Annotated in this window: 12 protein-coding genes; 7 read left to right on the top strand and 5 right to left on the bottom strand. The window is 67.6% G+C overall.

Annotation, left to right across the window (positions count from 1 at the left end):
- Positions 1–55 precede the first annotated feature (55 nt).
- Complete coding sequence (locus tag HW466_RS03640) at positions 56–352, top strand: XRE family transcriptional regulator (protein WP_059450551.1); 297 nt, start codon at positions 56–58, stop codon at positions 350–352.
- 84 nt (positions 353–436) lie between these two features.
- Here the strand turns inward: HW466_RS03640 and HW466_RS03635 are convergent, their stop codons facing one another.
- From HW466_RS03635 to HW466_RS03625, 3 genes are all read right to left on the bottom strand, one after another.
- Entirely contained in the window at positions 437–1,711 is a 1,275-nt protein-coding gene (locus tag HW466_RS03635; protein ID WP_059450550.1) for an APC family permease, read from the bottom strand.
- A 141-nt stretch (positions 1,712–1,852) separates the two neighbouring features.
- Entirely contained in the window at positions 1,853–6,349 is a 4,497-nt protein-coding gene (locus HW466_RS03630) for a DEAD/DEAH box helicase (protein ID WP_174905408.1), read from the bottom strand.
- 263 nt (positions 6,350–6,612) lie between these two features.
- Positions 6,613–7,137, bottom strand: coding sequence for a metal-dependent hydrolase (locus HW466_RS03625; RefSeq protein WP_059450548.1), 525 nt, complete (start codon positions 7,135–7,137; stop codon positions 6,613–6,615).
- A 400-nt stretch (positions 7,138–7,537) separates the two neighbouring features.
- On the opposite strand from HW466_RS03625, the gene ggt reads away from it, so the two are divergent.
- Both ggt and ppk2 read left to right on the top strand, forming a co-directional pair.
- On the top strand, positions 7,538–9,259 hold the full coding sequence (ggt, locus tag HW466_RS03620; protein WP_059540953.1) for a gamma-glutamyltransferase: 1,722 nt from the start codon (positions 7,538–7,540) through the stop codon (positions 9,257–9,259).
- A 234-nt stretch (positions 9,260–9,493) separates the two neighbouring features.
- On the top strand, positions 9,494–10,444 hold the full coding sequence (ppk2, locus tag HW466_RS03615; protein ID WP_059450546.1) for a polyphosphate kinase 2: 951 nt from the start codon (positions 9,494–9,496) through the stop codon (positions 10,442–10,444).
- A gap of 55 nt (positions 10,445–10,499) precedes the next feature.
- On the opposite strand, the gene HW466_RS03610 is transcribed toward ppk2, so the two are convergent.
- The gene (locus tag HW466_RS03610; protein WP_059450545.1) at positions 10,500–10,787 is read right to left on the bottom strand and encodes an H-NS histone family protein; all 288 of its coding nucleotides are present in this window, start codon (positions 10,785–10,787) and stop codon (positions 10,500–10,502) included.
- Positions 10,788–10,994: 207 nt separating this feature from the next.
- Complete coding sequence (locus tag HW466_RS03605; protein WP_059450544.1) at positions 10,995–11,582, bottom strand: IMPACT family protein; 588 nt, start codon at positions 11,580–11,582, stop codon at positions 10,995–10,997.
- A gap of 438 nt (positions 11,583–12,020) precedes the next feature.
- Here HW466_RS03605 and HW466_RS03600 point away from each other — a divergent pair, with 438 nt between their 5' ends.
- Genes HW466_RS03600 through HW466_RS03585 form a run of 4 tightly spaced genes read left to right on the top strand, consistent with a single transcriptional unit; the run spans position 12,021 to position 14,010 of the window.
- Entirely contained in the window at positions 12,021–12,707 is a 687-nt protein-coding gene (locus HW466_RS03600; protein ID WP_059450543.1) for a beta-ketoacyl synthase chain length factor, read from the top strand.
- A complete protein-coding gene (locus HW466_RS03595; protein ID WP_151005034.1) occupies positions 12,691–13,485 on the top strand; it encodes a lysophospholipid acyltransferase family protein in 795 nt (264 codons plus the stop codon). Before HW466_RS03600 ends, HW466_RS03595 begins: the two co-directional genes overlap by 17 nt.
- On the top strand, positions 13,460–13,765 hold the full coding sequence (locus HW466_RS03590) for a phosphopantetheine-binding protein (RefSeq protein WP_151005032.1): 306 nt from the start codon (positions 13,460–13,462) through the stop codon (positions 13,763–13,765). Before HW466_RS03595 ends, HW466_RS03590 begins: the two co-directional genes overlap by 26 nt.
- On the top strand, positions 13,762–14,010 hold the full coding sequence (locus HW466_RS03585) for an acyl carrier protein (RefSeq protein WP_151005030.1): 249 nt from the start codon (positions 13,762–13,764) through the stop codon (positions 14,008–14,010). The genes HW466_RS03590 and HW466_RS03585 overlap by 4 nt, the downstream gene beginning before the upstream one ends.
- Position 14,011 lies beyond the last annotated feature (1 nt).

Raw genomic sequence — 14,011 nt, 5'->3', positions numbered from 1 at the left:
CCGTGACATGCGATCGGCGAGGTGCCGGCCGGCAACGCGATGCACTGGAGTACCCATGACGACCACGAACAACCCGCATATCGGCAGCGACTTCGACACTTTCCTCGACGAGGAAGGGCACCTCGAAGCGGCCACCGCCACCGCGATCAAGCGCGTGATCGCGTGGCAGATCGGGCAGGAAATGAAGGCGCAGCACATCACGAAAACCGCGATGGCCGCGCGGATGAAGACGAGCCGCGCCGCGCTCAACCGGCTGCTCGACGAAACCGATACGAGCCTCACGCTCGCGACGCTCGCGAGCGCCGCCACCGCGCTCGGCAAGCGGCTCAGCTTCGAGCTCGTGCCGGCCTGACGCGCGCGGCGAAACGGTGCGCGGCGGGCCCGCGCATCGCGGCGAACGGCGCACGCGCGTCCGCACACGGGTGCCGGCGCGCGATCATGTACGCTGCCCGGTCATCCGCAAATACAGCAGTGCGCCGCCCGCGAGCAGCAGCGGGCACAGGAAATACCATCCGGTCGTCAGGAACAGGCCGGCGACGGCGACCAGCGAAATCCACGCGCAGCGATACGCGATGCCGCCACGCGGCAGCAGTTTCAGCGCGGCCGCCGCGCCGAGCCCGTACACCATCACGAAGCATCCGGACGTGACGAGCACGAGCGGCTTCGGCCCGACGTCCGAGAGCGTCGTCGCGGCCAGCGCGACGGCCGCCAGCATCGCGATCACGCCGAGACTGCGGCGGGGCACCCCGCCTACCTGACTACCTTGCGCGAGCCATGCCGGCAGTGCGCCGTCGCGGCCGAGCGCCGCGCCGAGCTTGGCCGCGCCCGCGAAATACGCATTCATCGTGCCGAGCGTGAGCAGCAATGCCGCTGCGGCCGCCAGGACCTGCGCATGACCGCCGATGCCGCCTGCGATCAGTTCCGCCAGCGGCGCGCCGGACGCGCCGGCCGATGGCCCGAGCACCATCACGCTCGCGGCCGCGACCGACAGATACAGGAAGCCGACGACCACGACGGCGATGCCGGCCGAGCGCGGCATGTCGTGCGCGGGCCGGCGGAATTCCGCCGCGAGGTGCGTGATCGCTTCCCAGCCTGCGAAGCTCCACACGAGCAGTGCGGCAGCCTGGCCGACCGCGAGCCACCCGTGTGGCGCGAACGGATGCAGGTTCGTCGTGCGCGCATGTGGCGCGGATGCGAGCACGGCGGCCAGCAACAGCGCGACGAGCAACGCCGACAGCACGAGCTGCATGCGGCCCGACACCGTGACGCCGAACGCATTCGCGGCCGATACAGTCGCGATCAGCGCGGCAGCCGTGACGATGACCGTCGTGTGCCCGCCGCCCGTGACGGCCGCCACGTACGCGCCGCCGAACATCGCGGCGGCCGGCGCGCCGGCCGGCACGGCGAAATAGAAACACCAGCCGACGATCGCCGCGGCCTTCGGTCCGAATGCGCGTCGCGCATAGGTCGATACGCCACCCGCATCGGGATAGCGCGCGCCGAGCGCGGCGAAGGTGGCCGCGAGCGGCCCCGACAGCACGACGAGCGCGGCCCACGCAAGCAGCGACGCAGGCCCGGCGACCTCTGCGGCGAGCGCCGGCAACGCAATGACGCCGGTGCCGAGCACCGCGCCGATATACAACGCGGCACCCTGGAAAATCGTCAGCGAGCCGCCGTGATGAGCGGCGGGCGAATCGGCATGCGAGGACATGAAGGGCAGTCTCCGGAAGGCTTGTTCTGGGCGCGCTCGGCCGCGCCGGGCCGAGCGGTAAATCGCTCGATGCTACCCGAACGGGCGGGGCAATGCGACGCGGCGTTCAGTAGTCCGCGCCGCGCCGTGTGTCAGCCGATGTCAGTAGCGGCGTGCGAGGCGCAGCCGCGCGTCTTCGCGTGCGGCGGGCGACAGGTCGGGCACGTAGTGGAACGTGCCCGATACGAGCGACGCGACCGGCACGCCGTCGCGGAACAGCACGCGATTGCCGGCCAGCGCGGGCACCTTGTCGCCGGGCAACAACGTGCCGGCGAGGTTCAGCGGATCGGCGCCCGTCACGCACACGTACTGGCCGTCGCCAGGTTGGCGACGCAGTTCGCGCAGGATCGGGATCGCTTCCGGCAGCGCGAATTGCTCGCCCGCGAGCCCCGCGACGAAGCGCCCACCGCGGATCTCGCCGCGCGCTTCGAGACGTTGCAGCACGCGCACGAGTTCGCGCCAGCTGGGCAGCCAGTCGGCCTCGCGTTCGAGCAGCCGCCAGAACACCACGCCATAGCGGCGCAGCAGCGTCCAGGCGATATGTTCGAGTGCGTCGGGATCGGTCGCGGCGAAGCCGCGCTTCGGCACGGATGCCGCGTCCGTCGCCGAAGCACGTTGCACGAGCGCCCAACGGCCGGCGTCGTCCATCCCGCCGATCAGCGCGCCGCCGCGCCGCGTGCGCGGCGCATACGTCGCGCTGCGCTTGACCGCGGGCTTCAACAGTGCGCGCAGCCCGGCGAAGCTGTCCGCGTTCACGAGGCCGGCCGACACGAGTTCACCGAGCGCCTGTTCGAGCTCGACGGGCAACATGTGCAACTCGTCGAGCAGTGCGTCGAAGAACATCGCACCGTGCGCGGCGAGCGCGTCACGCACCTGCGTTGCGCGCGCGGACAGCGCCGGTTGCGCGTCCGGGTCGCGCAGCGCCTGCCATGCACCGAGGTGGCGGCGCGGCAGCAGCACGACCGGCGTCGTTTTCACCGGCGTGCCGGCCGCGCGGGCCGGGGCGCCGATGCGGGTCCAAACGAGCTTGCCCGAGCGGCACAGCTCGTCGAGGCCGCCCGCCGTGTAGTCGGTCAGGCGCGCGGGCAGCAGCGCGTCCTCCCATGCGCTCGCCGCGGCTTCGTAGCCTTCGAGCTGCTCGACGACGGCGGCAAGCGCGTCGCGGCCCGTGCCGCGCGTGTCGGGTGTCATGTGCTGCCAGTGGAACAGGAAGCGCATGAAATCGGCGCGCTCGACCGGTTCGATCTCGCGCCGCAGCCGCTTGACCGTGTAGCGATGAATGCGCGCGAGCAGATGGCGTTCGCACCATTCGTCCGCCGTCGCGCCCGGTGTGAAGCGGCCGCGCATCACATAGCCCTCGCGTTCCAGTGCCGCGAGCGCCGTCGCGATCGTCGCGGCCGGCAGGCCGAGCGGCTGCGCGATCGCGCCGAGCGTCAACGGACCGAAGCCGGTAAGCCGCGCGCGGATCACGTCGACGAGCGCGGCGTCCGCTTCCCATGGTTGCGCGCAGGCGGCGGGCACCTTCAGCGCGGGTGCGACCCGTGCATCGGGGTGCAGTGCCCGGATGCACACCAGCCGTTCGACCGGCACCCACAGCGCGGCGCCGCCCGGCGTGACGAGTTTCGTCGCGCGGCGGCGTTCGGCCAGTTCCGTGAGCCGCTCGGGCCAGCCTTCGAGTGCACGTGCTTCGCTGTCGGCGACGCAGGCGAGCGTGAGCAGTGCATCGTGCATTTCGTCGGCATCGCGCACGAGCGGCCACGCTTCGTCGCGCACCGCGTCGATCGCGTCGGCGTCGAGTGCACCGAGATCGTCGGCCGATTCGGGATCGCTCCAGCGGCGCGACTGCACGGCCTGCGTGCGGCGCTCCTCGAGCGGCGCATCGTCGAGGAATGCATAAGGTTTCGCGTTCAGGATCTCGGCCGCAAGCGGCGACGGCGCGGGCAGGTCGCGCGCGATCAGCTCGATCGCGCCGCTTTCGATCCGGCGCAGCAGCGCAAGCCAGCCTTCGGTATCCATCGCATCGTGCAGGCAATCGTCGAGCGTCTGGTCGACGAGCGGATGATGCGGGATCTCGCGTTCGCCGACGACGTTCTCGAGGCACGCGACCTGATCGGGGAACACGGTCGCGAGCAGATCCTCGCTCTTCATCCGCTGCAGTTGCGGCGCGGTGCGCCGGCCGCCGGTGAAGCGCGGCAGCGCGAGCGCGGTCGTCGCGTTCCAGCGCCAGCGCACGCCGAACATCGGCGCGTCGAGCAGTGCCTGGATCAGCACATGCTCGGCGCTGGCCGAGCGCAGGTAGCGCCACACTTCGTCGAGTGCGAAGCTGTGCGCGAGCGACAGCGACAGAACGATCGCGTCGTCGGTCGCCGCGGCCTGCAGCTCGAAGTTGAAACTGCGGCAGAAGCGCTTGCGCAACGCGAGCCCCCACGCGCGGTTGATGCGGCTGCCGAACGGCGAATGGATCACCAGCTGCGTGCCGCCCGATTCGTCGAAGAAGCGCTCCATCACGAGCGTGTCCTGCGTCGGCAGCGCGCCGAGCGCCGCGCGCGTGCGCGCGAGGTATTCGGCGATCTGGCGGGCCGCATCGGGCGACAGATGGAGATCGTCGACGAGCCAGCGCAGCGCCGGCGCGAGGCGGCTTTCCGCCGGGCCGAGCGCGGTGCCGACGGCATCGTTGCGCGAATCGGTGGCGGCGCGGGCTTGCGCCGTTTGCCTGGCGTTGCCGCGCGTGCCCGTGTTGCCGGCCGCGTCGCCGCTCGCGTGCTCGCGTCCAGCGGCTTGCGCGTGCCGATCGCCTTCGGCGAGCAGCGCGTCGAGCCGCGCGCGCAGCCGGCCGACCGCCGCCGACAATTCGTCGCTGCGCCCGGGCGCCTCGCCGAGCCAGAACGGAATGCTCGGCGACTGGCCTTGCGCGTCCTCGACACGCACGCGGCCCGTTTCCACGCGAATGATCCGGTACGACTGGTTGCCGAGTTGGAACACGTCGCCCGCGAGGCTCTCGATCGCGAAATCCTCGTTGACGGTGCCGACCTGGATGCCCTGCGGTTCGAGCAGCACTGCGTAGTCGGCCATGTCGGGAATCGTGCCGCCGGACGTCGTCGCGGTCATCATCGCATTGCGGCGCCCGCGCACCATGCCGCCGACCACGTCGCGATGCAGATACGCGCCACGCACGCCGCGACGGCTCGTGAAGCCTTCGGCGAGCATTTTCATCACGTCGTCGAAGCGTTCGCGCGACAGCCTCGCGTACGGCGCCGCGCGCGTGAAGCTCGCGTACAGCGCATCCTCGTGCCATTGCGCGCACGCGACTTCGGCGACGATCTGCTGCGCGAGCACGTCGAGCGGCGCTTCGGGAATCCGCAATGCGTCGAGTTCGCCGCGTTGCACGCAATCGAGCAGCGCGGCGCATTCGACCAGCTCGTCGCGCGACAGCGGGAACAGGCGGCCCTTCGGCACGCCGCCCACATGGTGCCCCGAGCGGCCGACGCGCTGCAGGAACGGCGCGATGCCGCGCGGCGAGCCGACCTGGCATACGAGATCGACGTCGCCGATGTCGATGCCGAGTTCGAGCGACGCGGTCGCGACCAGCAACTTCAGATCGCCGCGCTTGAGCCGCTGTTCGGCCTCGAAGCGATGCTCCTTCGCGAGACTGCCGTGGTGCGCGGCGATCGCGTCCTTGCCGAGACGGTCGGCGAGATGGCGCGCCATGCGTTCGGCGGTGCGTCGCGTGTTCACGAACACCAGCGTCGTGCGATGCGCGGCGGCGAGCGCGGCGATCCGGTCGTACACCTGTTCCCATACGTCGGTCGCCATCACAGGCTCGAGCGGCACGTTCGGCAGTTCGAGCGCGAGGTCGCGTTCGCGCGTGTGGCCGGTATCGACGATCGTGCAGTCGCGCGGCGCATCGGCCGGCCCGCCGACCAGGAAGCGCGCGACCGCGTCGATCGGTTTCTGCGTGGCCGACAACCCGATGCGCGGCAGCGCACGACCCGTCAACGCGTCGAGGCGTTCCAGCGACAGCGCGAGATGGCTGCCGCGCTTGGACGATGCAAGCGCGTGAATCTCGTCGACGATCACCGAGCGCACGTTCGACAGCATCTGCCGCCCCGACATGGAAGACAGCAGCACGTACAGCGACTCGGGCGTCGTCACGAGGATGTGCGGCGCGCGCTTGCGCAGCGCCGCGCGCTCGGCCTGCGTCGTGTCGCCGGTGCGCACGGCGGTGCGGATCGCCGGCACCGGCAGGCCGAGCTGCGCGAGCGACTCGGCGATGCCGGCAAGCGGCGCGTCGAGGTTCACATGGATGTCGTTCGACAGCGCCTTCAGCGGCGACACATAGACGACGAGCGTCGCGTCGGGCAGCGCGCCGCCGTGCGCGAGCGCATCGCGCACGAGATCGTCGAGCGCGCACAGAAACCCGGTGAGCGTCTTGCCCGAGCCGGTCGGCGCGGCGACGAGCGTCGACCGCCCGGCCTTGATGTGCGGCCATGCGAGCGCCTGCGCGCCGGTCGGCGCGGCGAACGAGCGGCGGAACCACGCGGCGACGGCCGGGTGGAACACGTCGAGCGCGTTGGCGGGGCGGGTGGCTGTGACGTCCATCGGAGCGTTGAATTGGGGCGCGAGCGCGAGGGCGGCGTGCGCGAATCGTCAGTGTGCCAGACGTCGCGTGTGCGTGCCGGACACCGCGCGCGCAGCGTGCGGGTCCTGGATTCAGATGAGGCGCGCTGCCGGCATTTCAACGGGCAGGTGCGCGCAACGGCACCTGTTCGGTCGCGAGCGCCGGATCGGCGAGAGGAGGACGTCGCGTTCGAAGCAGGCCGTGTGGCCGCACGGTTCGATTCCGCCGACGCAACTGCATGCAACTACACGCGATGGAGCCAGCCGAGCCAGTGTTCGATGAACGGGGCGCGGGCCCACAGCGACTGCGCGAGCCACAGCGTGCCGCCCCATGCAGCGGCCACGATGATCAGGTCGCAATGTCCGCTGTTCCACAGGTTCAGTGAATGGCGCCGCCAGATCCACGGCACGCCGAGCGGATTCGGCCAGTCGGCGAGCAAGTGCATGACGCCGCCGCATGCGAAGCCGAACAGCGGGGCGGCCCACAGCGGATGCGGATGATGCGTGAGCCCGTGCCATCCGAGCGCGAGCAGCGCGATCCAGCCGATGCCCCAGTGCGTGACGGTGCGGTGCGTGATCCACAAGCGTCGCTTGCGGGTCCACCACGCGACTTCGAGCCAGTCGGGCGCGGTGCCGCCCGCGACGCCGGCCGCGAACGCGGCGAGCAGGCCCGCGTGCCAGGGGCCGGTTGCGCCGGTTTGCGCGACGAGGACGGCGGCGGCGACGCCGGCCGCGAAGCCGGACGCATGATGCGCATTGTGTGATGCCATAGGAAACGAGAACAAAAAGCGTGAAGCGGCCGCGGACGAGCGCGAACGATCGCGCGCGCAAGCGGGGCGCTATCTTCTCAGATCGGGCCGCGCAGCGGGCGGTTCGATCGCGGATTTTTTGCATGTGCGGGAGCGGCGTGCCGGCGCGTGTCGTGATTTTCCGATTGCTCGATGCATGCCGAGTCCGTCGCGCGCAATTTCGACCGATTCCTCGGCTCGCTTTTTGCTCCGCCGTGTGACCGACCGCACACGATTCGCAGTGGGTCGTAGCGCCCCGCCGGTTTTTTGCCCACGCGTCGTTGCTCACTACGAAAGCGACATATGGCCGCCCGCCCCGCAGCAGCTATAAGCGGATCAGGGCCTCATTCCGGCCCGCGGGAAATCAATGGGGAGACATGCAATGACTGTGCTGAATCGTTTCAAATCATCCGCTGCCGTGCTCGCGACGCTGGCCGGCATCGGCTTCCTGCCGAGTGCGCCGGCCCATGCGAAGGGGCCGCAGCCGGCAGTCCTGACGAGTGCGGCGGTCGCCGTGGCCGACAAGTACAGCGCGGATGCCGCGGAACGGATTTTCAAGGAAGGCGGCAATGCGATCGACGCGGCCGTCGCGATCGCGTTCACGCTCGCCGTCACGTATCCGGAGGCCGGCAACATCGGCGGCGGCGGCTTCATGACGATCTACAAGGACGGCAAGCCGTACTTCCTCGACTACCGCGAGCGCGCGCCGCTTGCCGCGACGAAGGACATGTATCTCGACAAGGACGGCAACGTCGTCAAGGACATGAGCCTGTACGGGCCGCGCGCGGCCGGCGTGCCGGGCACGGTGTCGGGCATGTGGGAAGCGCAGAGGCGCTTCGGCAAGCTGAAGTGGAAGCAGGTGCTCGCGCCGGCGATCCACTATGCGCGCGACGGTTTCGTCGTCGACGAACAGCTCGCGCAGCGCGGCGTCGACGCGTCGAAGGAGTTCGGCGGCAAGACCAACTTCGACAAGTACTTTTCCACGATGAAGGCCGGCACGAACTTCAAGCAGCCCGATCTCGCCGACGTGCTCGCGCGGATCGCGAACGAAGGCGCGAACGGTTTCTACAAGGGCAGGACGGCCCGGTTGATCGCCGCATCGATGAAGACCGGCGACGGCAACGGGCTGATCACGACCGAGGATCTCGCGCAATACCGTGCGGTGTGGCGCCAGCCGGTGCAGGCGAAGTGGAACGGCTATGACGTGATCACCGCGCCGCCGCCGAGCTCCGGCGGCATCGGCCTCGTGCAGTTGCTGAAGATGAAGGCGGACCGCAAGCAGGACTTCGACGGCGTGAAGCTCAACTCGCCGCAGTACATCCACCTGGTCGCGGAGATCGAGAAGCGCGTGTTCGCCGATCGCGCGCAGTATCTCGGCGACCCGGACTTCTACAAGGTGCCGGTCGCGCAGCTGACCGACGATGCGTACATTGCGCGGCGCGCGGCCGAGGTCAACGCGAAGGAGCCTTCGGATACGAAGAGCGTGCAGCCGGGCCTCGGCACGTCGATGCCGGAGAAGGCGGAGACGACCCACTTCTCGGTCGTCGACAAGTGGGGCAACGCGGTGTCGAACACTTACACGATCAACGGCTATTTCGGTTCCGGCGTGATCGCCGACGGCACCGGCATCGTGCTGAACGACGAGATGGACGACTTCTCCGCGAAGCCGGGCGTCGCGAACATGTTCGGCGTGGTCGGCAGCGATGCGAATGCAATCGAGCCGAAGAAGCGTCCGCTGTCGTCGATGTCGCCCACGATCATGACGAAGGACGGCAAGGTGTCGCTCGTGATCGGCACGCCGGGCGGCTCGCGGATCTTCACGTCGATCTTCCAGGTGATCAACAACATCTACGACTTCGGGATGCCGCTGAAGGAGGCCGTCGGTGCGATGCGCTTTCACCATCAGCTGCTGCCGCCGAACACGATCTTCTGGGAGCCTTACCACCCGATCGAAGGCGAGCTCGCGAAGCAGATCGAGGCGCGCGGCTATACGCTGAAGGGGCAGGACTTCAGCGGCGACATCCAGGTGATCAAGATCGACGGCACGACGCCGGAGGCGGTGGCCGATCCGCGCGGACGCGGCGTCACGCGGATCATTCCGTGACGGGGAGGGCCGGATGCGCGACCGGGGAGGCGGTCGCGCCGCTGCGTGCCGCCTGACGCCAGGCTCCGGTCGTTCGCCGGATTGCTTCCGAGCGGGGCCAGACGGTCGACGACGGTTCGCCGTGCCAGGATTCCCGCTTCCGACGCGCGGATCGGCCCCTTTTTCATCAATTTGACGCGAGACGCTGGGATAATGGCGGAGTTTGGTTGCGTCAATTGAAGGAAGGAGGCCCCCATGGGCGATAACGATTCCCGCACCGAGACCGGCAACGTCACCGATACGGCATCGCTCGAGTCGCGCCAGCGCCGTTTCGAGGAAGACCTCGTCGACGCGTACGACGAAGAGCTCGAAATGGAGCTCGACGACCGCCGCTTCGACAACGCCGACGATCTGCTGTTCTCGCCGGAGCGCCGCGAAGCGCGCAAGCAGTATTTCCGCGAGCTGTTCAGGTTGCAGGGCGAGCTCGTGAAGCTGCAGGACTGGGTCGTGAGCACGGGGCACCGGCTGGTCGTGATCTTCGAGGGGCGCGACGCGGCAGGCAAGGGCGGCGCGATCAAGCGCATCACGCAGCGGCTGAACCCGCGCGTGTGCCGCGTGGCCGCGCTGCCGGCACCGAGCAACCGTGAACGCACGCAATGGTATTTCCAGCGCTATGTCGCGCATCTGCCGGCCGGCGGCGAAATCGTGCTGTTCGATCGCAGCTGGTACAACCGCGCGGGTGTCGAGCGCGTGATGAACTTCTGCACCGACGACGAATACGAGGAATTTTTCCGTTCGGTGCCCGAGTTCGAGAAAATGCTCGTGCGAAGCGGGATCCAGATCGTCAAGTACTGGTTCTCGATCACCGACCACGAGCAGGAGCTGCGCTTCCAGAGCCGGATCGAGGATCCCCTGAAGCAGTGGAAGCTGAGCCCGATGGACCTCGAGAGCCGCCGCCGCTGGGAAGCGTATACGGTCGCGAAGGAGGAAATGATGCAGCGCACGCATATTCCCGAGGCGCCGTGGTGGGTCGTGCAGGCGGTCGACAAGAAGCGCGCGCGCCTGAACTGCATCCATCACCTGCTGACCCAGGTGCCGTATCACGAGGTGCCGCGGCCGACGGTCGACCTGCCGCAGCGCGAGCATCACGAAGACTACATTCGCCGCCCGACGCCGGACAGCATGATCGTTCCTGAAATCTATTGAGCGGTTCGGCGCGGCTCGACGGATGACGCAGGCGCGCCGTGCAACGCGGCGCGCGTCATTCCCGGATCAGGAACGCCGCGCGGTCGCGTCCGGCGATCCAGACCGGCTCACGCCCGCGCCCGCTCCAGGTGGCGCCCGTTGCCGGGTCGCGATATTTCGCGCCGACGGTGAACAGCTTCGCGCGATCGCTGTAACCCTGGCCGAAGACTTCCCGCGCTGTCAGCGCATAGCTCGTCACGAGCTGGCGTACCTGCACCAGTGCCGCCTGACGTTCGTTGCGGCGCGCCGCCTGGATGCGTCGATCGAGTTGCGCGAGCTGGGCTTGCAGTTTCTGCAGTTGCATGCGTCCGATATCCCCGTAGCTGAATTTTGATTGTGGGCGACGCGCGATGTGCCGTGTGTCTGCACGCCCGGCCAGACGTATGCAGAACGCGTCGCGAGGAACACAGGGGAGATTAAGTTCAGGCGCGCAGGTTTTCCATCGGACGCATCTGAATTTTCGCGGGGAAGTGTATGAAACCGCGCTGCAAGGCCGGGCCGGCTGGCCGCTTCACAGGTCAGGGAAGCCCGAGCGGCCCTGCGTCAGGTCGAACAGTTCGGATTTCGCCGCCGCCTCGGCCATTTCCGGCAGCTTGATCACGAGCCTCACGGTCATTCCGTACGCACTGTCCACCAGCTCGTAACCCGCCTGCTCGATCCATCGGCGCACGCGTGCCTCGTCCGGGTAGCCGATTTCGATCGCGAACCGCGTGTGACGAATGCGTTCGACGCGCTCGGCATCGAGCAGCGCCGACGCGATCGCATCCGTATACGCGCGCACCAGGCCGCCCGCGCCGAGCTTCACGCCGCCGTAGTAGCGGACCACCGCACCGAGCACGCCGTCGAGATCGTGATGACGCAGCACTTCGAGGATCGGCCGGCCGGCGGTGCCCGACGGCTCGCCGTCGTCGGACATCCCGGACTGGCCGCCGGCAAGCAGCGCCCAGCACACGTGGGTGGCCGCAGGATGCTCGTCACGCAGGCGCTGCAACGCCTGCATTGCGGCGTCGCGGTCCTCGACGGGGATCGCGAACGCGATGAAGCGGCTTTTGCGGATTTCGAGTTCGCGGGTGTAAGCAGTAGCGAGTGAATAACTCATTGAACGGAAAACAGGTCGTGTGGGGGCGGCATCGAGCGCATTATGAGCCATCCCGCTGCCGGATCGACGCAAGCGGCGCGGAGCACGGGGCGTCTTGATAACCGACGATGCATGAATTTTTGGGGAAGTTGATAAATGGTTAAATCTGGAAGACGCCCGCGCAGTAGCGTTGATCTTTTGTAACAGCCCTGTTACAGTTCCGCCGCATCGAGATGCCGCCTACTCAATCGCAGCGATTGATAATCCGGGTGCCGGCCTTGCGGACATGACGATTTTCGATACTTTCCAGGTAATGCCGGAAGGGGAGAATCGGCGGCGCGAGTCCGGTGGTCAATGCGCGCGATGGGCGCATCTCATGGAAAGCGGAGCGCAGCCGCCCGACGCGGGTGGCGCGATTATAAGAACACCCCACGAGAAGCAATCCCAACGAGAACAACAATGGCCGATTTGCATTGGACCATGCCAATCGCCAGATGGACGTCGATTTCGACCGCGGGGGTACCGGGCGTCGAAGCCCTCGATCCGATGGTGCGACGCCGCTTGAGCCGGCTGTCGCGTCTCGCGCTTCAGGCGGCCTACGATTGTGCCGGAGCGGAACATCCGTTGCGCATGGTGTTCGCATCGCGTCACGGCGAACTGGTGCGTACCACCGGCATTCTTGCCGACATCGGCGCGTCGGAACCCGTCTCGCCGACGGCCTTCAGTCTCTCCGTTCTCAATGCCGTTACGGGCGTTTTCGGAATCGCCCGTCGCGACCGAACTGCCGCCACGGCGATCTCGGCCGGGCATGAAACGCTGGGCTACGCGCTACTCGAAGCCTTTTCCCAATACGCGAGCTCGCCGAGCTCGCCGGTGTTGCTCGTCTATGCGCACGAGCCAGCCGATCCCGTCTATGGCGACGTCGATGACGATCCCGAGAGTGTCGGGCTGGCCATTCTGATCGGCGCCGATGAATCGGCCGACTACCTGACCTGTGAGATGACAGCGGACGGCGCGTGCGATGCCGGCGATGCAGCCGGTACGCAAAGCGAAGCCGTGCTGCGTTGCCTGTCCGCACGCACCACGGCGTCGTGGCGCTGTCAACACGCATCGTGGCGATGGAGCTGGCATGATCGCGCGGCTTGACTACGGCTGGCGTCTATTCGCGACCGGCGCGAGCCTCGCCTTTTTCGCGCTGTGCGGATCGGCGTTCTCGTTGTTGGCGATCGTCATCGGCGGATTATGGCCGCATCGGCGCTCGCGCCAGCGTGGCGTAACGCTTGTCATCCATTACTTCTTCCGCGCGCTGGTCGCGATGCTGCAGCACGTCGGCGTGATGAAGCTCGAGCTGAGCGGCACGGAGCGCCTTGCCAAGGGCGACCCCGCCATCGTCGTCGCGAACCACCCGACCTGGCTCGACGTCATGGTGCTGCTGTCGCTGACACCGAAAGCATGCTGCGTCGTCAAGCGCGGCCATTGGGGCAACCCGTGTTTCTGGGGTATCGTCCGGGCCGCCGAGTACGTCAGCAATGCCGATGCGGTCGATCTCGTCGAGGCCGGCGCGCGGCAACTGGCGGCGGGTTACACGATGATCATCTTTCCGGAGGGCACGCGCAGCCCGGGCCGCAATCGCCTGCACGCGTTCTCGCGCGGCTTCGCGCACATGGCGCTGCACTCCGGCAGCCGGATCCAGCCGGTGCTGATCGATTGCGACCCGCCGGTATTTACCAAGACGCTGCGCTGGTATCACGTGCCGGCTCGAGCATTTCGCATGCGCATCGACGTCCTGGAGCCGATGGACCTGAACCGGCTGGCGTCGAACGTGGCGTCTCCGTCGATTGCCGCTCGCAGCATCGCCCGCGAAGTGGAAGTGCACATTACTCAAAGCCTGTTTCAGCATGGATACTTTAAAACTGCAAATTAAGCAGCTTCTGATCGAGATGCTAGACCTCAGCGACATGACGGTCGACGATATCGATGACGATGCGCCACTGTTCTCGACGGACGGAATCGGACTCGATTCAGTCGATGCGCTCGAAGTCGGCATCATGCTGCGCAAGAAGTTTCAACTGACGATCGCCGCGAACGACGAACGCACGAAAGCGCATTTCCGTTCGATCAACACGCTGGCGGCATTCATTGCCGACCAGCAGTCTCATCAGGCACCACAAGAAGCCGTGCTGGAAAAAGGGAGCTACTCGTGACCGACGCAGAAATCCTGGAGCACATCCGCGCCATTTTTCATGAGAATTTCGCGATCGAGCCGGAGCGGGTGACGCCCGATACGCACCTGTTCGAAGAGCTCGATCTGGACAGCATCGACGCAGTCGACCTGGCCATCAAGCTTCAGGAAATGACAGGCAAGCGCATCAAGCCCGAAGAGTTCAAGTCCGTGCGGACCGTCGGTGACGTTATCGCCGCCGTTCACGTGTTGCTCGCGCGCGCTTGAC

This window comes from Burkholderia territorii (assembly GCF_902833055.1).
In the GTDB taxonomy this organism is placed as follows: domain Bacteria; phylum Pseudomonadota; class Gammaproteobacteria; order Burkholderiales; family Burkholderiaceae; genus Burkholderia; species Burkholderia territorii.
This window is presented reverse-complemented; position numbering and strand designations above follow the sequence as displayed.

What these genes read in the sequence shown, in the direction of transcription:
- ggt (WP_059540953.1), top strand. Translation starts at nt 7,538, where the DNA reads ATGACTGTGCTGAATCGTTTCAAATCATCCGCTGCCGTGCTCGCGACG.
- HW466_RS03595 (WP_151005034.1), top strand. Translation starts at nt 12,691, where the DNA reads ATGATCGCGCGGCTTGACTACGGCTGGCGTCTATTCGCGACCGGCGCG.
- HW466_RS03590 (WP_151005032.1), top strand. Translation starts at nt 13,460, where the DNA reads ATGGATACTTTAAAACTGCAAATTAAGCAGCTTCTGATCGAGATGCTA.
- HW466_RS03600 (WP_059450543.1), top strand. Translation starts at nt 12,021, where the DNA reads ATGGCCGATTTGCATTGGACCATGCCAATCGCCAGATGGACGTCGATT.
- HW466_RS03640 (WP_059450551.1), top strand. Translation starts at nt 56, where the DNA reads ATGACGACCACGAACAACCCGCATATCGGCAGCGACTTCGACACTTTC.
- HW466_RS03605 (WP_059450544.1), bottom strand. Translation starts at nt 11,582, where the DNA reads ATGAGTTATTCACTCGCTACTGCTTACACCCGCGAACTCGAAATCCGC.
- HW466_RS03635 (WP_059450550.1), bottom strand. Translation starts at nt 1,711, where the DNA reads ATGTCCTCGCATGCCGATTCGCCCGCCGCTCATCACGGCGGCTCGCTG.
- HW466_RS03630 (WP_174905408.1), bottom strand. Translation starts at nt 6,349, where the DNA reads ATGGACGTCACAGCCACCCGCCCCGCCAACGCGCTCGACGTGTTCCAC.
- HW466_RS03625 (WP_059450548.1), bottom strand. Translation starts at nt 7,137, where the DNA reads ATGGCATCACACAATGCGCATCATGCGTCCGGCTTCGCGGCCGGCGTC.
- HW466_RS03610 (WP_059450545.1), bottom strand. Translation starts at nt 10,787, where the DNA reads ATGCAACTGCAGAAACTGCAAGCCCAGCTCGCGCAACTCGATCGACGC.
- ppk2 (WP_059450546.1), top strand. Translation starts at nt 9,494, where the DNA reads ATGGGCGATAACGATTCCCGCACCGAGACCGGCAACGTCACCGATACG.